21 protein-coding genes are annotated in these 18,503 nt (G+C 69.3%); 10 read left to right on the top strand and 11 right to left on the bottom strand.

The window, feature by feature from the left end:
* The first annotated feature begins 49 nt into the window (after positions 1-49).
* Entirely contained in the window at positions 50-1,114 is a 1,065-nt protein-coding gene (locus FFK22_RS21165) for an asparaginase (RefSeq protein WP_138891029.1), read from the top strand.
* Here FFK22_RS21165 and FFK22_RS21160 read toward each other — a convergent pair.
* The 7 genes from FFK22_RS21160 to FFK22_RS21130 form a co-directional block, all read right to left on the bottom strand.
* Positions 1,111-1,737: a LysE family translocator gene (locus FFK22_RS21160; protein ID WP_138891028.1), complete on the bottom strand. Its 627-nt coding sequence runs from the start codon at positions 1,735-1,737 to the stop codon at positions 1,111-1,113. The two genes, FFK22_RS21165 and FFK22_RS21160, sit on opposite strands and share 4 nt — an antisense overlap.
* Before the next feature lie 88 nt (positions 1,738-1,825).
* A complete protein-coding gene (locus tag FFK22_RS21155) occupies positions 1,826-2,830 on the bottom strand; it encodes a S1/P1 Nuclease (protein WP_138891027.1) in 1,005 nt (334 codons plus the stop codon).
* A gap of 214 nt (positions 2,831-3,044) precedes the next feature.
* A complete protein-coding gene (locus tag FFK22_RS21150; protein ID WP_138891026.1) occupies positions 3,045-3,506 on the bottom strand; it encodes a hypothetical protein in 462 nt (153 codons plus the stop codon).
* Positions 3,503-4,270, bottom strand: a complete 768-nt coding sequence (locus FFK22_RS21145) for a GNAT family N-acetyltransferase (RefSeq protein ID WP_138891025.1) — start codon at positions 4,268-4,270, stop codon at positions 3,503-3,505. The genes FFK22_RS21150 and FFK22_RS21145 overlap by 4 nt, the downstream gene beginning before the upstream one ends.
* A 325-nt stretch (positions 4,271-4,595) precedes the next feature.
* Complete coding sequence (locus FFK22_RS21140; RefSeq protein WP_138891024.1) at positions 4,596-5,762, bottom strand: pyridoxal phosphate-dependent aminotransferase; 1,167 nt, start codon at positions 5,760-5,762, stop codon at positions 4,596-4,598.
* A gap of 500 nt (positions 5,763-6,262) precedes the next feature.
* Positions 6,263-6,526: an usg protein gene (locus tag FFK22_RS21135; protein WP_138891023.1), complete on the bottom strand. Its 264-nt coding sequence runs from the start codon at positions 6,524-6,526 to the stop codon at positions 6,263-6,265.
* A gap of 150 nt (positions 6,527-6,676) precedes the next feature.
* A complete protein-coding gene (locus tag FFK22_RS21130; RefSeq protein ID WP_138891022.1) occupies positions 6,677-7,357 on the bottom strand; it encodes a GntR family transcriptional regulator in 681 nt (226 codons plus the stop codon).
* A gap of 115 nt (positions 7,358-7,472) precedes the next feature.
* Here FFK22_RS21130 and FFK22_RS21125 point away from each other — a divergent pair, with 115 nt between their 5' ends.
* The 6 genes from FFK22_RS21125 to FFK22_RS21100 all read left to right on the top strand — a co-directional run bounded on the left by FFK22_RS21125 (position 7,473) and on the right by FFK22_RS21100 (position 13,832).
* A complete protein-coding gene (locus FFK22_RS21125) occupies positions 7,473-8,441 on the top strand; it encodes a TRAP transporter substrate-binding protein (protein ID WP_138891021.1) in 969 nt (322 codons plus the stop codon).
* Between the two features lie 70 nt (positions 8,442-8,511).
* A complete protein-coding gene (locus FFK22_RS21120; protein WP_138891020.1) occupies positions 8,512-9,036 on the top strand; it encodes a TRAP transporter small permease in 525 nt (174 codons plus the stop codon).
* Positions 9,033-10,316: a TRAP transporter large permease gene (locus tag FFK22_RS21115; protein ID WP_221938747.1), complete on the top strand. Its 1,284-nt coding sequence runs from the start codon at positions 9,033-9,035 to the stop codon at positions 10,314-10,316. Before FFK22_RS21120 ends, FFK22_RS21115 begins: the two co-directional genes overlap by 4 nt.
* 135 nt (positions 10,317-10,451) lie before the next feature.
* A complete protein-coding gene (gene groES / locus FFK22_RS21110; RefSeq protein ID WP_034840379.1) occupies positions 10,452-10,763 on the top strand; it encodes a co-chaperone GroES in 312 nt (103 codons plus the stop codon).
* 48 nt (positions 10,764-10,811) lie between these two features.
* Positions 10,812-12,464: a chaperonin GroEL gene (gene groL, locus FFK22_RS21105; RefSeq protein ID WP_138891019.1), complete on the top strand. Its 1,653-nt coding sequence runs from the start codon at positions 10,812-10,814 to the stop codon at positions 12,462-12,464.
* Positions 12,465-12,665: 201 nt separating this feature from the next.
* A complete protein-coding gene (locus FFK22_RS21100; protein ID WP_186002566.1) occupies positions 12,666-13,832 on the top strand; it encodes a L,D-transpeptidase family protein in 1,167 nt (388 codons plus the stop codon).
* A 33-nt stretch (positions 13,833-13,865) separates the two neighbouring features.
* Here FFK22_RS21100 and FFK22_RS21095 read toward each other — a convergent pair whose 3' ends face one another.
* On the bottom strand, positions 13,866-14,516 hold the full coding sequence (locus tag FFK22_RS21095; protein ID WP_138892640.1) for a methyltransferase: 651 nt from the start codon (positions 14,514-14,516) through the stop codon (positions 13,866-13,868).
* Between the two features lie 29 nt (positions 14,517-14,545).
* Between FFK22_RS21095 and FFK22_RS21090 the strand changes: the two genes are divergently transcribed.
* Both FFK22_RS21090 and FFK22_RS21085 read left to right on the top strand, forming a co-directional pair.
* A complete protein-coding gene (locus FFK22_RS21090) occupies positions 14,546-14,821 on the top strand; it encodes a hypothetical protein (protein ID WP_138892639.1) in 276 nt (91 codons plus the stop codon).
* Complete coding sequence (locus tag FFK22_RS21085; RefSeq protein WP_138892638.1) at positions 14,818-15,159, top strand: DUF488 domain-containing protein; 342 nt, start codon at positions 14,818-14,820, stop codon at positions 15,157-15,159. The genes FFK22_RS21090 and FFK22_RS21085 overlap by 4 nt, the downstream gene beginning before the upstream one ends.
* Here FFK22_RS21085 and ubiA read toward each other — a convergent pair whose 3' ends face one another.
* From ubiA to FFK22_RS21070, 3 genes are all read right to left on the bottom strand, one after another.
* Positions 15,160-16,083, bottom strand: a complete 924-nt coding sequence (gene ubiA / locus FFK22_RS21080; RefSeq protein ID WP_138892637.1) for a 4-hydroxybenzoate octaprenyltransferase — start codon at positions 16,081-16,083, stop codon at positions 15,160-15,162.
* 43 nt (positions 16,084-16,126) lie between these two features.
* A complete protein-coding gene (locus tag FFK22_RS21075; RefSeq protein ID WP_138892636.1) occupies positions 16,127-16,636 on the bottom strand; it encodes a hypothetical protein in 510 nt (169 codons plus the stop codon).
* A gap of 79 nt (positions 16,637-16,715) precedes the next feature.
* Entirely contained in the window at positions 16,716-17,681 is a 966-nt protein-coding gene (locus tag FFK22_RS21070; RefSeq protein ID WP_138892635.1) for a GlxA family transcriptional regulator, read from the bottom strand.
* Positions 17,682-17,760: 79 nt separating this feature from the next.
* Between FFK22_RS21070 and FFK22_RS21065 the strand changes: the two genes are divergently transcribed.
* Complete coding sequence (locus FFK22_RS21065) at positions 17,761-18,444, top strand: DJ-1/PfpI family protein (protein WP_138892634.1); 684 nt, start codon at positions 17,761-17,763, stop codon at positions 18,442-18,444.
* Positions 18,445-18,503 lie beyond the last annotated feature (59 nt).

Raw genomic sequence — 18,503 nt, 5'->3', positions numbered from 1 at the left:
GCAAGGTGCGGGCCAGAACGGCCCTTGCCGCCATCCCGCCGAGACGATCATGACCGACCATCATCATACTCACGATCACGTTGCCGGAACCGCCGACCTTGCCGGCGGGGGGGCGCCGATCCTGGTCGAGGTCACCCGCGGATCGGTGGTCGAAAGCCGGCATCGCGGCAGCGCCCTGATCGTCGACCGCCAGGGCGGGGTGCAGGGTCATTGGGGCGATATCGGCCGGCCGGTCTATGCCCGCTCGGCGATCAAGTCGCTGCAGGCGATCCCGCTGGTCGAGAGCGGTGCCGCCGACGCCTTCGGCCTGGGCGACGAGGAGCTGGCGCTGGCCTGCGCCTCGCATGGCGGCGAGCCGGGGCATGTCGAGCGGGTGGCGGCGTGGCTGGCGAGGATCGGCCTGTCCGAATCCGACCTCGAATGCGGCACCCATCTGCCGTTCCACGAGGGTTCGGCCCATGCGCTGGTGTGCAGCCACCAGCATCCCTCGGGGCTGCACAACAACTGCTCCGGCAAGCACACCGGCTTCCTGAGCACCGCGGTCCATCTCGGCGAGAAGACCAAGGGCTACATCCGCTACGACCACCCGGTGCAGCAGCGCATCCTCGGCGTGCTCGAGCAGATGACCGGCTGCGGCCTGGGCGACGCGCCCTGGGCGGGCGACGGCTGCTCGATCCCGACCATCGCGATCCCGCTGGAGGGCCTGGCCTTCGCCATGGCCCGGATCGCCGACCCCGCCGACCTGCCGGAGCAGCGGCGCGACGCGGTGCTGCGCATCCGCAAGGCCTGGGCTGCGCAGCCCTTCCTGGTGGCAGGCACCGGCCGCTTCGACACCGAGATCATGCAGGCCTGCCGCGGCCGGGTGATGACCAAGGTCGGGGCCGAGGGCGTGTTCTGCGCCGCGCTGCCGGAATACGGCCTGGGCGTCGCGCTGAAGATCGAGGACGGGGCGGAGCGGGCGGCGAATGTCGCCATGGCCGCGATCCTGAAGCGGATCGGCGCGCTCGACGACGCCGACCCGGAGATCGCCGGCCGCTGGCTGGCGCCGGAGATCAAGACCCGGCGCGGCGTGACCGTCGGCGCGGTGCGCGGCGCCGAAGGGCTGGCCGGCTAGCTCGCCCGGTTCCAGGCGGCGGTGGCGAATCCGGCGGCGACCAGAACGCCGGCGCCGGCCCGGTTGATCAGGCGCAGCACCGAGGGCTTGCCGATGGTGTCGCGCAGCCTTGCCCCGATCCAGGCATAGGCCGCGGCGTTCAGCGCGGCGAGGGTGACGAAGGTGCCCTCAAGCACCGCCATCTGCGGCAGCAGCGGCGCCTCCGGATGCACGAATTGCGGCAGGAAGGCGACGAAGAAGACGATGCTCTTCGGGTTCAGCGCGGTCACCGCGAAGGCGTGCAGCAGCATGGCGCGGGGCGAACGCCCGGCGTCCGGCGCCACCAGGCCGTCCGCCTTGGGCGCGGCGCGCCACAGCTTGACGCCGAGATAGACCAGATAGGCGGCGCCGATCCATTTCAGCACGGTGAAGGCGGTGGCCGAGGCGGCCAGCAGTGCGCCGAGCCCCAGCATCGACAGGGTCATCGCCGTCAGGTCGCCGAGCGCGACGCCGGCGACGATCCACCAGGCATGGGACCGGCCGCGACCGAGCGCGTAGGACAGCACCAGGGTGACGGTCGGGCCCGGAATGATCAGGACGACGAAGGCGGCGAGCAGGAAGGCGAACCACAGATCGAGCGACATGGCGACGGCTCCTTATTCGAGCGGCCAGCAATCCATGGCGCCAAGGATTTGTCCAGCGGCGCGGCGACCGCGCCGCCGGACCCCTGGTTCAGTCGTGCCAGAACGAGTCGCGGGTCACCTTCACCTTGCCGGATTCGATGTCCGAGACCTTGATCGCCGGATAGCCGACGGTCCAGTCGCCGCTGGCCGTCCAGGCGTCGATCACCATGTCGCGCATCTCGGCCGCCCCGGCCGCGACGCGCTGGGTGACGAAGCCGACCGCCGCCGGGGTCGGGGTGGTGTAGTTGCTGGTCGAGGGCGCCAGCTGATAGGCCCGCTCGACCGTGCCCAGCGTGGTCAGCAGATAGTCGTGCACGCGCTGCTCGATCTGGCAGCCGCAGTCGCGATAGCGCGGCAGGGCGGCGCGGACCGCCCGCTCGCCGACGAAGCTCTTGACGAAGCTGCCCTCGAACGGCGCGTGGATCGGGGCGTTGGTGTAGTTGTTCGGGTTCGGATAGTTGCCCCAGCCGTTGAAATGCACCGAGACATGCATCGGCTGGCTGCCGTCGGCCACGTAATGCCCCCAGACGCCGATGTCGCGCAGCAGCAGCCGGCGGCGCAGGTCCAGCTGCTCCTGGAAGAACTCGCGGTCGGCGCGGTTCGAGGCGGTGCGCAGGCCCACGGTCAGCGCCCGCATCCAGGCGAAATCCATGCGGATCTGCTGCCAGCCGTCGATCATGCTGTAATACAGATACCCGGCGCCGTACTGGGTCTGGCCGCCGGCGCGCAGCGCGGTGTCGTAGTCGCGGCGCGACACCGGCATCGCGTTGAAGTCGACGCCGCCCAGCACCTTGCCGGCATCGTCGATGTCGATGTAGTGGCCCGGGTCGCGCTCGAAGTCATGGGTCTGGCCGGCGCCCTTGGAGACGTCGAGCTCGGCGTTCCATTCGGCGATGGCCGAATCCGCCGACCGCCAGTCCAGCATGGCCTTGATCTGCCAGGGCAGGCTGTCGGCGACCACGGCGCCGATCTCGACATGGCCGGTATGACCCCAGGCCCAGGCCCGGTTCTCGGTGGCGACCGCGGCGAGAACCAGGGCTGAAACCAGTCCCACGGCATAGCCCGCACGCCGCATTCTTGAGCGAAGCATCCTGTCCCCCAGTTTCGATATGGAAGGGTTTCGCCGGATGGAATTGGCGAAATCAGGACGCTCGTATCAGCCTTCGCGGACCGCTCCCGTGAAGATTTGGTGACGAATCCGGCGGCCGGAAAACCGTTTCTCGCAGAGCTTGTGCAGAGCTCCAAGATTCCATTTTCAGTGGTGGCCGCTATCGCTTTCTGCGGCCCAGCCGCTTCGCATTGGCCGAGACGACGCGATGGGCCGGGGCCAAGCTGGCATCGGCCAGGGCCGTCGCATCCGCCATCAGCCGCTCGCCGATCTCCGCGGCCTGACCCGTGCTCGCCGTCAGCCAATGCTGCCAGGCGGTCACCGGATTGGCCGCCAGCGCGGCGGCGCCGAGCTGCGCCTGGGCGCCGAACCAGCCGGCCCATCCCCACTGCGCCGCGGCCAGCTGACCCGCCACCTGAACCCCGGTCTCGGCCGCCACCGCCATCTTCTCGGTCACCATGCGGGTGAATTCGGGACGGCCCAGCGCCACGGGATCGCCAGCGGCCTGCGCCAGCATCAGGCTGCGGTGGCCGATCGTCTGTCCGGCCGCGACGGTCATCTCGACCATCCGCGTCAGGGGATCGGCCGGCCGGCGGCGCCGCGTCGTTCTCTTCCTGCTCATCTCGTCCCTGCGTTGCCGAAATTCAGCTGGGTGCCGACAGGGTGGAACCCGAGCTTGGCGTAAAGCGGCTCGGCCCCCGCCGCGGCGGACAGCCAGACCAGGTCGCCGCCGTCGAAATAGGCGGCCAGCAGCCGGCGGCACACCGCCTCGGCCAGGCCGAGGCGGCGGAAGGCCGGCCGGGTGCCGACCGCCGCCAGTTCGGCCGTGTCGCCGCCGATCAGCAGCAGCCCGCTGGCGGCCGGAGTGCTGTCGACCCGGGCGAGGGCTGCCCGCCGGCTGCCGCGGGCCAGGCCCTGGCGCAGCCTGGCGCGGAAATCCGCCTCCCCGGCCGCGTCCAGCGGCTGGTCGAAGGCCTCGCGCTGGACCAGCATCAGCCCGTCGATCGCCGCCTCGTCCGCCGCCGCCAGCAGCCGCGCCGGGCCGTCCGGGGCGGGCCGCCAGGCGTCGCGATGCAGCACCATCAGCGGCGCCTCCATCTCGCGCTCATAGCCCATGGCGTAGAGCGTCGGCGACAAGGCGGGATGCAGCTCGCGGAAGAACTCGATGCGGAAGCGCCGGCCGGCGGCGTCGAAGGCCTGCTGCAGCTCGGCCACCGCCGGCCGCCAGTCCGGCGTCGGCATGACCGGCACGGCGAAGCTCTGGATCGGGTCGTCGCTGGCGGCGGAGACGAACAGCGCGAAGGGGCCGATATCGGCACGCTGCCGCCCCTCGGTCGCGGCCGCGAGGGTGTTGGGGACCAGGCGCTGCAGCAGCGCCCGGTTCACGGCTTTCCCCCGGCCGCGGCAGCCACGAGATTCAAGCTTCGATCGGCGACACTGATGGCGGGCGCACAAACGGATTGCCTCTCCCGCTTGCGGGAGCGGCCGGACATCCGGAAGATGTCCGGGTGAGGGGATGGCGGCCTTGGCGCAGGCACAGCTTCGCCGCCGGTGAGCGCCCGATCTGCCCGATCCTGAAATGGTGATCCGGGCGCCGTGGCCGAGCCGCCCTCACCCGGAGCCGCTTCGCGTCTCCGACCTCTCCCGCAAGCGGGAGAGGCAACGAACAATGCCCGGCGAGTGTGCAGATGAAATGGTTGAATGCCGCGGGTCACGACAGGGCGGGGAGCAGCCGGTCCATCGCGGTCTGCAGCCGCTCGACCGACCCGGCGAAGCACAGCCGCAGATGGCCCTCGCCGCCGGGCCCGAAGGCCGAGCCGGGGGCGAGGCCGACATTGGCCTCGTGCAGCAGGCGCAGCGCCAGGGCCCGGCTGTCGGGCTCGCCCTCGACCCGGAAGAACAGGTAGAAGGCGCCGTCCGGGCGGGTCAGCCGGACCCGCGGCGACTCCGACAGACGGCCGATCACCAGGTCGCGCGCGGTGCGGCAGCGGTCCACCTGGCTGTGGATGAACGGCTCGCCCTGCTCGATGGCGGCCACCGCCCCATGCTGCAGGAAGGTCGGCACGCCGGAGGTGTTGAACTGCTGCAGGTTCTCATAGACCTGCCCCAACTCCTCCGACGCCACCACCCAGCCGATGCGCCAGCCGGTCATCGCCCAGTTCTTGGAGAAGGTGTTGACCACCACCAGCCGGTCCTCCGGCGCGGCGATCGACAGGAAGGACGGCGCGATGGGCCGATCGTAGACGAAGCGGGCATAGACCTCGTCGGCCACGATCCAGATGCCGCGGGGGCGGCAGAAATCGAGGATCGCCTTCTGCTCCTCCGCCGTCAGGGTCCAGCCGGTGGGGTTGCCCGGGCTGTTCAGGAACAGGGCGCGGGCGCGCGGCCCGCAGGCGGCGAACAGCCGGTCGAGGTCCAGCCGCCAATGGCCGTTCTCGACCCCGATCGGCACCGGCACGGTGCGGCCGCCGGCGATCTCGACGGCGCTGAAGATGTTCGGCCAGACCGGGGCCGGCAGGACCACCTCGTCGCCCGGCCCGACCAGCGCCTGCATGGTCATCATGATCGCCTGCATGCCGCCGATCGTGACGTAGATCCGGCTGGGCGACACGGTGGTCCCGGCGATCCGGCCGACATAGCCGGCCAGGGCCTCGCGCAGCGGCGGGATGCCGCGCTGCCAGGTGTAGAAGGTCTGGCCTTCGAGCAGGGCCCGGTTCGCCGCCTCGCCGATGAAGGCCGGCGTCGGCTGGTCGCCCTCGCCGACCCAGAGCGGGATCAGGCCGGGCTTGCCGCGCCCGGCGTTGACCACCTCGACGATGCCGCTCTCCGGCAGCTGCGCGATGTCGCGGCGGATGCCGCCCAGAAGACCCGCCGCCATATGTCCGTCCACGCTGACCTCTCCCTCATTCGTGGCGGAGGGTAGCAAGACGGGGCGGCAAGCGTCATCCGCGGCCGGCGCATGGGCGTCGCGCGATGCGAGCGGGGAGCGACATTTCCCGGGAACCGATCCGGGACCGCGTTGTTAGGAGGGGTGAGGCCCCAACGGCGCTGGGTCGTGAGCGGCTTCGGTCGCCCACCGGCGGCGGGCCTCGGCGGCCCGGCGGAATCCCTCCCCGCCGAAGCCGTGCGATGCAGGACCCCGTGACCGGATCCCCCCTCCAGGTCACGGGCGGCGGCGGGGCATTTAGGCTCCGCCGCCGACCTGCCCCTTCTCCAGGAAGCCGTACCAGCGGTCCAAAACATTCACCCGTCATGGCGAGCCCCGAAGGGGCGTGGCCATCCAGGGCCGCTCGTACCGACCCCTGGATGGCTACCGTCGGCTTCGCCTCCTCGCCATGACGAGGACAGGGACTGGAGACGGTCTCGAGGCCAGAGGGGTCAATGCAGTTGGAACTCAGCGGTGCAGAGCCGCAGATCGGCCGGCTTGATCACGCCGGCCGAGGCGAGCCGCACCGAATGCAGCCTGCCCTCGATGTTGTGGCTCCAGAAGTCGAGGAAACGGTGCAGCTCCGGGAAGCGCGGGGCGAGATCCAGCTTCTGCCACACGAATGTCTGCAGCAGCCCGGGGTGATCGGGCAGGTGGTAGAGAATCTCCGCCGTGGTCAGGCGGTAGCCCTGCAGCTGGCGTTCCAGATCGGTCATTCCGTCACCATCCCTTTCCGCAGGCCGGCTTTGACGAGCCGGTCTATGAAGGAAATGTGATGTGGATTTTCGATCCGGACAAGGGTATATGTAATAAAATCAATGTATTAGCAGCAGTCTGGCAGGAGTGCTGCCAAATCGTCTGCCTTCTCAGGCGAACAGGTCGCGGTGCTCCCGCTGCACCGTCGGCAGGGCCCGCAGGATCTCCGACAGATGCGCCCGCAGCGCCGCCTCGGCGCCGTCCGGATCGCGCCGGTCGATCGCCGCCAGGATGGTGCGGTGCTGCGTGATCAGCCCCGGCAGCGACGAAGCCGAGGGCAGTGTCAGGTGGCAGACGCGGTCCATATGCGCCTTCAGATCCTCGATCACGGTCCAGGCCGACGGGCAGCCGGCCCCTTCGGCGATCGCCGCGTGAAACGCCTCGTCGGCGCGCTGGAACTCGTAATGCTCGCCGGCCGCCGCCGCCAGCTCCTGGGCCTCGAGATGGAAGTCGATGCGGGTGCGGACCCGGGCGTCGAAGCGCTCGCAGGCGCGCCGCACCACCGCGCTCTCCAACGATTCGCGGACGAAGCGGGCCTCCAGCATCCGTTCGACCGAGATCTTGACCACGAAGGTGCCGCGCCGCGGCAGCACCTCGACCAGGCCGGAGCGGGCGAGGGCGATGAAGGCCTCTCGCACCGGCTGCCGCGACACGCCGAAGCGGACCGCGATCTCCTGCTCCGACAGCGGCGCGCCGGGTTTCATCGCCAGTGTGACGATGGCCTTGCGGATCTCCAGCTCGATCAGCCGGGCGATGCTGGTGGTTTGGTCGAGGAGATCGAGCGGCGCCATGCGGGTCAAGCTCGCAAGGGATATTGCATCAGGTCAAGTACCATACTAGGCTTCTGGTTACCATACTAGAGACGGGCCTGATCATACCAGGTTCGGGAACCAGGGGGAGGCGTTCGTGAAATCTATTGGGGCATTGATCCTGGGGGCGGCTCTGTCGCTGGCGGCCCTTCCGGCTTCGGCGCAGACGCTGCGCTCGGCCGACATCCATCCCGACGGCTATCCGACGGTCGAGGCGGTCAAGTATCTCGGCGAGCTGATGGACCAGCGCACCGGTGGCCGGATCAAGATCCAGGTGTTCAACAACGCCCAGCTCGGCGCCGAGAAGGACACGATCGAGCAGACCCGGTTCGGCGTGATCGACATGAACCGGGTGAACACGGCGCCGTTCAACAACCTGGTGCCGGAGACGCAGGTGCTGGGCCTGCCCTTCCTGTTCCGCTCGGTCGACCACATGCACAAGGTGGTGGACGGCCCGATCGGCGACGAGATCCTGAAGGCGTTCGAGCCGCACGGCCTGGTCGGCCTCGCCTTCTACGATTCCGGTGCGCGGTCCTTCTACACCACCAAGACGGCGATCCGGTCGATCGACGACATGAAGGGCCTGAAGCTGCGGGTCCAGCAATCCGACCTGTGGATCGCGATGATGCAGGCCTTCGGCGCCAACCCGACGCCGATGGCGTTCGGCGAGGTCTATTCGTCGCTGGAGACCGGCGTGGTCGACGGCGCCGAGAACAACTGGCCGTCCTATGAATCCTCGCGCCATTTCGAGGTGGCGAAGCACTACACCCTGACCGAGCATTCGCTGACGCCCGAGGTTCTGGTGATCTCGAAGATCGCCTGGGACAGGCTGTCGCCCGACGACCAGGCGCTGCTGCGCCAGGCGGCCAAGGAGTCGGTGGTCAAGATGCGCGAGCTGTGGACCGCGCGCGAGAAGCAGTCGGAGGAGAAGGTCCGCGCCGGCGGCGCCGAGATCATCACCGTCGACAAGGCCTCGTTCTCGGCCGCGATGGGCCCGGTCTACGACAAGTTCGTCACCACCGACGCAATGAAGTCGCTGGTGGAGCGCATCCGCGTGACCCAGTGAGGCTGCGCCACCCGGCCGGCCCCGCCATGTCGCGCGGGGCCGGTCCTTTTGTCATGGGAGATCGGCCGGAATGGCTTCCGTCCTGGCTCTGACACGCCGGACCCTCGGCGTCCTGTCCGCCGGCGCCCTGTGGCTGGCCGGTTTCGGCATGCTGGCGATGACCGTCACCATCGGCTGGCAGGTCTTCGCCCGCTACGTCCTGAACGACACGCCGAGCTGGGCCGAGCCGGTGACCCTGCAGCTGATGGGCTGGTTCATCCTGCTCGGCGCCGCGGTCGGGGTGCGCGAGAGCTTCCATCTCGGGCTCGACCTGCTGCAGCAGGTGTTGCCGGCTGGCCTCAACCGGGTGCTGGAGGCGGTGAATCTGCTGCTGATCCTCGGCTTCGGCATCGCCATGGTCTGGTATTCGGTCGAGCTCGCGATCGGCACCTGGACCGCGACCATCCCGGTGCTGGACCTGCCGGGCGGCTTCGACTTCATCCCGCTGATCGTCGGCGGCGCGCTGATCGCGCTGTTCGCCGCCGAAAGGCTGTTCGAACAGATCGCGGGTGTCGAGCACGAGGCAGCGGTCGAAGGTGTGCAGGAGTTGGCATGATGGAGCTTTGGGTCCTGTTCGGCGGCTTCACGCTGCTGATGTTCATGGGCATGCCGATCGCCTTCTGCCTCGGCATCTCCGCACTGGCGACGGTGCTTTATATGGGCCTGCCGCCGGTGGTGGTGTTCCAGCAGATCAATTCCGGCATGAACGCCTTCGCCATGATGGCGATCCCGTTCTTCATCTTCGCCGGCGACCTGATGATCCGCGGCGGCATCGCGGCGCGGCTGATCCGCTTCGCCGCCAGCCTGGTCGGCCATATGCGCGGCGGGCTGGGCCAGGTCAATGTCGTGGCCTCGACCCTGTTCGGCGGCATCTCCGGCTCGGCGGTGGCCGACGCCTCGGCGATCGGCGGGCTGATGATCCCGCAGATGGCGGCGCGGGGCTATGCCCGGGACTATGCGGTCAACGTCACCGCCAATTCCGCGATCATCGCGCTGATGATCCCGCCGTCGAACAACATGATCCTCTATTCGATCGCTGCGGGCGGCAACGTCTCGATCGCCGACCTGTTCACCGCCGGCGTCATTCCCGGCCTGCTGCTGGCCGCCGCCCTGATGGTCACCGCCTATGCCGTCGCCCGCCGGCGCGGCTATCCGTCCGATCCTTTCCCGGGCCTGCGCGCCGTCGGCCGCTACCTGGTCATGGCGCTGCCGGGCATCCTGCTGATCGGCATCATTTTCGGCGGCGTCCGCTCCGGCGTCTTCACCGCGACCGAAAGCTCCTGCATCGCGGTGATCTACGCCTTCCTGGTGGCGCTGCTGGTCTATCGCGAGCTCGACTGGCGCGGCTTCGTCGAGGCGGTGCAGGGGGCGGTGCGCACCACTGCGATGGTGCTGCTGGTGATCGGCACCGCCGGCGCCTTCGGCTGGCTGATGGCGCTGTTGCAGGTGCAGACGGCGACGGTCCAGGCGATCCACGCCATCTCCAGCGACCCGCTGACGGTGCTGCTGCTGATCAATGTGGCGCTGCTGATCCTCGGCACCTTCATGGACATGGCGCCGATGATCATCATCTGCACGCCCGTCCTGCTGCCGGTGGTCAAGGCCTTCGGCATCGACCCGGTGCATTTCGGCGTGATCCTGATCCTCAACGCCGGCATCGGCCTGAACACGCCGCCGGTCGGTTCGGTGCTGTTCGTCAGTTGCGCCGTCGGCAAGATCACGATCCGCGAGGCGATGCGCACCATCTGGCCGTTCTTCGGCGCCTCGATCGCGGTGCTGCTGGCCGTGACCTATATTCCCGCCCTCTCGCTCTGGCTGCCCGCGGTCTTTCGTTGAGAGAATCTGCGCATGGGCCTTGACCCGTTTCCGCCGTCCCCTTAAATGCGTAGCACTCATCGGCCGAGAGTGCTAACGACCGGCCGGGACAGGCCTGAACGCAAATCTCTGAACGAGAGAGTGGGAGAGCAAACGATGCAATTCCGTCCCCTGCACGACCGTGTGCTGGTGCGCCGCATCGAACAGAACGAGAAGACCGCGGGCGGGATCATCATCCCGGACACCGCCAAGGAAAAGCCCCAGGAGGGCGAGGTCATCTCGGTCGGCGCCGGCATCCGCGACGAGGCCGGCAAGCTGCAGCCGCTGGACGTCAAGGCCGGTGACCGCATTCTGTTCGGCAAGTGGTCCGGCACCGAGGTCAAGCTCGACGGTCAGGATCTCCTGATCATGAAGGAGAGCGACATCCTCGGCATCATCACCGTGAAGAAGTCGGCCAAGGCGGCCTGATCCGCCCCGTCGCCTTCACCGGAACACCGACACATAAAGGAATAAAAGATGGCAGCGAAGGACGTTAAGTTCTCGCTCGACGCCCGCTCCCGCATGCTGCGCGGCGTCGACATCCTGGCCGATGCGGTCAAGGTCACCCTGGGCCCGAAGGGCCGCAACGTCGTGCTCGACAAGTCGTTCGGCGCGCCGCGGATCACCAAGGACGGCGTCACCGTCGCCAAGGAGATCGAGCTCTCGGACAAGTTCGAGAACATGGGCGCGCAGATGGTGCGCGAGGTCGCGTCGAAGACCAACGACCTGGCCGGTGACGGCACCACCACCGCGACCGTGCTGGCGCAGTCGGTCGTCCGCGAGGGCGTCAAGGCCGTCGCCGCCGGCCTGAACCCGATGGACCTGAAGCGCGGCATCGACAAGGCGGTCGAGGCCGTCGTCGCGGACCTCAAGACCCGGTCGAAGGTCATCAAGACCAATGCCGAAGTCGCCCAGGTCGGCACGATTTCGGCCAATGGCGAGCGCGACATCGGCGAGATGATCGCCAAGGCCATGGAGCGCGTCGGCAACGAGGGCGTGATCACGGTGGAAGAGGCCAAGAGCCTCGACACCGAGCTCGAAGTCGTCGAAGGCATGCAGTTCGACCGCGGCTACCTGTCGCCGTACTTCATCACCAATGCCGAGAAGATGATCGCGGACCTCGAGGCTCCGTACATCCTCCTGCATGAGAAGAAGCTGTCGAACCTGCAGGCCATGCTGCCGGTGCTCGAGGCGGTCGTTCAGTCGGGCAAGCCCCTGCTGATCATCGCCGAGGACGTCGAGGGCGAGGCCCTGGCCACCCTCGTGGTCAACAAGCTGCGCGGCGGCCTGAAGGTCGCGGCGGTCAAGGCCCCGGGCTTCGGCGATCGTCGCAAGGCGATGCTCGAGGACATGGCCATCCTGACCGGCGGCCAGGTGATCTCCGAGGATCTCGGCATCAAGCTCGAGAGCGTCACGCTCGACATGCTGGGCCGGGCCAAGAAGGTCCTGATCGCCAAGGAAGAGACCACGATCGTCGACGGCGCCGGCGCCAAGAAGGAGATCGAGGGCCGCTGCAACCAGATCCGGGCGCAGATCGAGGAGACCTCCTCGGATTACGACCGCGAGAAGCTGCAGGAGCGTCTGGCCAAGTTGGCGGGCGGCGTCGCGGTGATCCGCGTCGGCGGCGCCACCGAGGTCGAGGTGAAGGAGCGCAAGGATCGCGTTGACGACGCGATGCACGCGACCCGCGCCGCGGTCGAGGAAGGCGTGGTCCCGGGCGGCGGCACCGCCCTGCTGTACGCCTCGAAGGCGCTGGACAAGGTCAAGCCGGACAACGACGACGAGCGTGTCGGCATCGACATCATCCGTCGCGCGCTACAGGCGCCGATCCGGCAGATCGTCACCAACGCGGGCGGCGACGCCTCGATCGTTGTCGGCAAGCTGCAGGACAAGAACGACAAGAACTGGGGCTACAACGCTCAGACCAGCGAGTATGGCGACCTGATCAAGGCCGGCGTCATTGACCCGACCAAGGTCGTGCGCGCCGCGCTGCAGAACGCGTCGTCGGTGGCCAGCCTGCTGATCACCACCGAGGCGATGGTTGCCGAGCATGTCGAGCGCAAGCCGGCCGCCGCGGCGCCGGGCGGCGGCATGGGCGGCATGGGTGGCATGGGCGACATGGACTTCTGATCTGCGGATCAGATTGTTCAAAAGTCGAATTGTGGAGGGGCGCTCTTCGGAGCGCCCCTTTTTTGCCATATCGACCGGCGATGCAAGACCTCGTGGGGCCACTGCAGTCTTTCGATTGCCGGGCCGAGTACCGGCAACTAAATGAGTGCAACGGCCCCGGGTTCGACCGCCCGGCCGTCCGCGACGGAAGGGAAAATCGTGATGACCGCCAGCCACAAGAGCGCACCGTTCCACCGCGGGCCGATCGCCCGCGCCGCCCTGGCGGTCGCCTCGATCCTGGTGCTTGCCGCCTGCGTGCCGGCCGGGACGCAGCAGACCGCCAGCCTGTCGGCGCCGGAGCAGCCTGCGGCCCCGGCTTTGTCCCCCTTCGTCCAGGCGATGCGCGACGCCGGCGTCAACGTCGCCATCCCGGCGCGCGGCAAGTTCATCCTGGTGAATATCCCGTCCTATGAGCTGATCGCCTTCCAGGACGGCGCGCCGGTGATCCGCAGCAAGGTCGTGGTCGGGGCCGCGGGGACCTCGACGCCCGAGCTGATGTCGAACATGTACGCGATCAAGTACAACCCGGACTGGACGCCGACGCCGTCGATCGTCCGCAACGAGGCCAGCGAGTACATCCCGTCGGGGCCGCGCAGCCCGCTCGGCCGGATCAAGCTCGAGCTCGACAACGACCAGTCGATCTATCTGCACGACACGCCGCAGAAGAGCTATTTCGGCCGCGACAAGCGGGCGTTGAGCCATGGCTGCGTCCGGGTCCAGCAGGTCCGTGAGCTGGCGGCCTGGGCCGACGGCGTCAGCGTCGACGAGATCGACCGCAAGATCCGCACCGGCCGCATGTACAGCGAGCGCCTGCCGGAGGAGATTCCGGTCTATATCGGCTACTACACCCGCTTCCCGGACGAGTTCGGCCAGCCGGTGGACCATCCGGACGTCTACGCCGACAAGGATGCGGCGCGGCAGGCCTATCTGGCCCGGTCCGCCGGCCGCCGCGCGGCGGCGGCGAAGAAGGCGGCCGCGCCGCCGGCCCAGCCTCCGGCCGAGATCATCCCGGGCCAGACCGCGCCGGGCCAGACGGTGCCCGCAGCGCCGGGCGGCGAGACCACCGTGCCGCCGTCGGTGACGCCGGGCGTGACCACGATGCCGCCGGCGCCCGGGACCGAGCCCGCGGCTCCGGCCGCGCCGGCCGCTCCCGCTGCGCCGGCGGCCCCCGCAGTTCCCGCGGCTCCGGCCGTGACCGAGCCTGCCGCTCCGGCTGTTCCGGCCGCCCCGGCCACCACGACGCCGGCGGCTCCAGCCGCTCCCGCGGTCACGCCGCCGCCGGCGGCTGCTCCGGCGACCACTGCGCCGGCGGCGCCGACCACCAATTGAGGTTGGGTTCGCTCGCGCGAACCCAACCTTGGTCTATCGCGGCAGCACTCGCCACACCACGGCCTCGCGCACGGCGCGGTCCTCGATCTCGACGCTGGTCGGCACCTGGTGGCGGGCGATCTCCTCCAGCCCGTCCTGTGGCCGGTAGGCGCGGCCGGGGTCGCCCAGCAGCACGGCCTTGCCGGCCCCGGCCAGGGCGCGCAGCCAGGGCAGGACCCGGTCCGACATCGGCTTTTCGTAGCAGACGTCGCCGGCGCAGACGATGTCGATGCCGGCCAGCGCGTCGCCGATCCGGTCGCCGCCGTCGACCTCGACCGCGCAGCCATTGGCCGCCGCGTTCAGCCGGATCGCCGCCACCGCGATCGGGTCGATTTCCGCCGCGGTCACCGCGGCCGCGCCGGCCCTGGACGCGGCCAGGGCGACGATGCCGGAGCCCGAGGCGAAGTCGAACACCCGCTTCCCGACGACGCTGCCCGGATGGTCCAGGATGTACCGCGCCACGGCCTGGCCGCCGACCCAGGCGAAGGCCCAGTAGGGCGGCGGCAGGCCGGTGCGGCGCAGCGTCTCCTCCGTTGCCTGCCACAGCGGCGTCACCTCGGTGGCGAGATGCAGCACCAGCTCGGGCAGCAGCGGCGGTCGGGTCGGCGCCGTGTTGGCGCGGATGAAGGCATCGATGTCGTCCATGGCCGCCCTTCCTATCCTGCAAGGCGGCGTTGAGCCACGAAGTCTTGATGTCGAACCCCGGAATGCGGAAGATTCAAGCAAAGGCGACGGCGCAGACCGTCGCTGCAGAGCGAGGAAACGACGAGATGGCGAGCCGCCATGCCCCGGCCCGACCGAAGGATGGTCCGGCCGAAGACGAGATCGGGGAATGTAGTTCCCCGCCCTGTTACCTGCACGAGATCGATCCGGCCTATTCCGGGCTGGACCCGACGCCGAAGGCCAAGCCCGCGCCGAAGGCTCGGAAGAGCGACGAGGCCGGCTCATGATCCGGGTGAAGCGCGTCTATGACCCGCCCGAGGAGGGCGACGGCTACCGCATCCTGGTCGACCGGCTGTGGCCGCGCGGCCTGACCAAGGAGCAGGCGGCACTCGACCTCTGGCTGAAGACCGTAGCGCCGAGCGACGAGTTGCGCCAATGGGTGCATCAGGGGCCGGAGAAATGGCCGGAATTCTGTCGCCGCTACCATGCCGAGCTGGATTCCCACCCGAACGCGGTGGCCTTCCTGCGGCAGAAGAGCAAGGACGGCTGGGTCACGCTGCTCTACGCCAGCCGCGAGGAGCGCCAGAACAACGCCGTCGTCCTGGCCAAGTATCTCGGCGGCTGATCATGCGAAGGCGCGCCCGGCGGCGAGCCCGGCCAGGACCATGAGGCCGAACCAGCGGTTCGAGTTGAATTTGGCCAGGCAGTCGGCCGGCCGGTCCGGAATCAGCGCCGCCACCTGCCAGGCCAGCTGCGCCGCGCCGACGGCCAGCGGCAGGAGGAAGGGCAGGGGCGCCAGCCCGGCCAGGAGGCCGGCGGCGCCGATGCCGAGGACGGTCAGCGCGTAGAAGCCGGCGACCCAGCGCCGGGTGGCGCCGCCGAACAGCCGGGCGGTCGATTTCAGGCCGATGCGGGCGTCGTCCTCGATGTCCTGCAGCGCGTAGATCGTGTCGTAGCCCAGCGTCCAGCAGATGCCGGCGGCGAACAGGATCAGCGACGGCAGGGCCAGCTCGCCGGTCACCGCGGTCCAGCCGACCAGCGCGCCCCAGTTGAAGGCCAGGCCCAGGAAGAATTGCGGCCACCAGGTGATCCGCTTCATCAGCGGGTAGGTGAAGACCACCAGCAGCGAGGCGATGCCGAGCCCGACGGTGACGCTGTTGAACTGGATCAGGATCAGGAAGCCCAGCAGCAGCTGGGCGATCAGGAACAGCACCGCCTGGGTCGGGCTGATCGCGCCGCTCGGGATCGGCCGCGTGCGGGTACGGGCCACCCGGCCGTCGAAGTCGCGGTCCAAGATGTCGTTCACGGTGCAGCCGGCGCCGCGCATCACCAGCGCGCCGATGGCGAACAGGACGACATACCAGAGATCCGCCCAGCCGAACCCGGCCGGCCGGGGGGCCATCGCCAGCCCCCACCAGCAGGGGTAGAGCAGCAGCATGACCGGCTTCGGCCGATCCAGCCGGGCCAGGGTCAGATAGGGCCGCACGCCGGGCGGCGCCCAGCGCAGCAACCGGCTCTCGGGTCGGATGTCGGAGGCGGTGTCGGTCATGATCCATCAGTACCGCAGCCGCGGTGCCGGACAAAGCCGGCGATCATCGCCGCCCTTCGTCGCCCAGGAACCAGTCGCGTGTGAAGTCGTTTAGGTCCTCCATTTGCCGGACGGTGACGCCGAGAATGCCGCCCGTCCAGCTGTCATAGACGCGAAGCCCGGCCGGCGTGTAGATGTTCTCAGGCATGGTCCGCAGGGTGTAGGCCGGGTTCTGGTAATCGAATTCCGCGCCGAGCTTCGAGAAATACCGGCCATCGATCTGGAAGCGCGCCTCGCCGCGATACGCCAGGATCACGTGGTCGAACGACGCTGCCTTCTGCTCTCGGGCATATTGCAGCAGGGCGCGCAGGACGTCGGCGCCGCTGTTGCCCGATTCCAGGCCGCGCACGTCGAAGACCAGCTCTCCCGGGAGGACCCCCAGGCGATGATAGGCCCAAATGGACAGTCCTTCATTGCGCGCGTCGCCCGACAGGACGGATCGCAATGGCGCCATCGCCGAGAACCAGTTGAAGCCGCATATGGCCCCGACGATGACGACCACGCCGCTGGCCATCCATCTCCATCTCATTTGCTATCCCCTTCGAAATCGGTCTCTGAAATCCTCAGAAGAATAGAATACGGCGCCGTTCCTCCTAAGAGACTTGCAGGATCGGCGCCGCGGTCCGCCGGCCGCGCCGCATCGCCTGCGGCGGCTGACCGAAGCAGCGCAGGAAGGCGCGGCGCATCCGCTCCGGGTCCGCGAAGCCGACATCGCGCGCCACCGCTTCGATCGGCTCGGCACCGTCCTCGATCCGCGGCCGGGCGGCCTCGGCGCGCAGCCGCTCCACCGCCTTGGCCGGGGTTTGGCCGGTCTCGGCCAGGAAGGCGCGGCCGAACTGGCGCGGGCTCAGGCACGCCGCCTCGGCCAGGCGGTCGACCGGCAGCGGCTCGCGCAGATGGTCGCGCGCGAAGCTCAGCGCGGCCTGGATCCGGTCGGTGGCCGGGGCGAGGTCGAGCAAAGCGGAGAACTGCGACTGGCCGCCGGGCCGACGGTGATAGACGACCAGGGTCCGGGCCACGGCGCGGGCGGCGTCGGCGCCCAGATCCTGCTCGATCAAGGCCAGCGCCAGATCGATCCCGGCGGTGATCCCGGCCGAGGACCAGACCGGGCCGTCCTGGACGAAGATCCGGTCCGCCTCGACCCGCACCCGCGGGTGCTGGCGCTGCAGCGCCGCCGCCTGCTGCCAATGGGTGGTGGCGCGCCGCCCGTCCAACAGGCCGGAAGCGGCCAGCAGGAAGGCGCCGGAGCAGACGCTGGTCACCCGCCGCGCCGTGGCGGCCTGGCGGATGAAGGCCAGCAGCGACGCCGATTCCAGCGCCTGCGGCACGCCGCGCCCGCCGGTGACCACCAGCGTGTCCAACGGCCCGTCGCCGAAGGGCTGAGTCAGCACCGGCAGGCCGGCGGAGCTCGCGACCGCGCCGCCTTGCTCCGAGATCACCTGCAGCCGGTAGGGCGACGGCGACAAGTCCCGCGACGCGGTGTCGAAGGCCGCCAGCGGCCCCGACAGGTCGAGGATGTTGAAGCCGGGAAAGACCAGGAAGCCGATCGCGTGGGTCATGACGGGAAATGAGGGAACTATGTCGTTTCAGACATCACCCTGCGCGGTGATACTGAGGCTGTCAATCCCGGAGGCCGCCATGGACACCGTCATCGTCTTCCCGATCTATCCCGGCGTCACCCATCTCGACTTCACCGGCCCGCACCAGGTGCTGGCACGGCTGCCCGGCGCCACGACCATTGTCGCCTCGATCGGCGGCGAGGCGGTCAGCGTCGATGGGCTGACCTTCGCCAACCTCGCCAAGCTGGAGGCGGTGGAGCGCTGCGACGTGCTGTGTGTGCCCGGCGGCTTCGGCTGCGTCGACGCGATGCGCAGCGACGCCTTCCTCTCCCAGATCCGCCGACTGGCCGTCTCGGCCCGCTACGTCACCTCGGTCTGCACCGGGTCGCTGATCCTGGCGGCCGCCGGATTGCTCGAAGGCAAGCGGGCCGCCTGCCACTGGGCCTGCCGCGACCAGCTGGCCCTGTTCGGCGCCATTCCCGATCCCGGCCGCGTGGTCCGCGACGGCAATGTGTTCACCGGCGGCGGCGTGACGGCCGGCATCGATTTCGCCCTGACCCTGGCGGCCGAGCTGGCGGACGAAACGGTGGCGCAAGCAATCCAGCTGTCGCTCGAATACGCGCCGGCGCCGCCCTATGATTCCGGCCGCCCCGAGACCGCGGCGCCGGAGATCGTCGAGCTGGTCACGGCCCGCAACCGCGCCCGGATGCCGGACCGCCAGGCGATTGTCGAGCAGGTGGCCGCTGCGCTCCGCCGGATCTGATCCCGGCACCTCCCAAGGATCCGTTGCCGGTCGATCGGGCAGCGGCTAGCGTCGCGCGC

This window comes from Mycobacterium sp. KBS0706 (assembly GCF_005938675.2).
GTDB lineage: Bacteria > Pseudomonadota > Alphaproteobacteria > DSM-16000 > Inquilinaceae > Inquilinus.
This window is presented reverse-complemented; position numbering and strand designations above follow the sequence as displayed.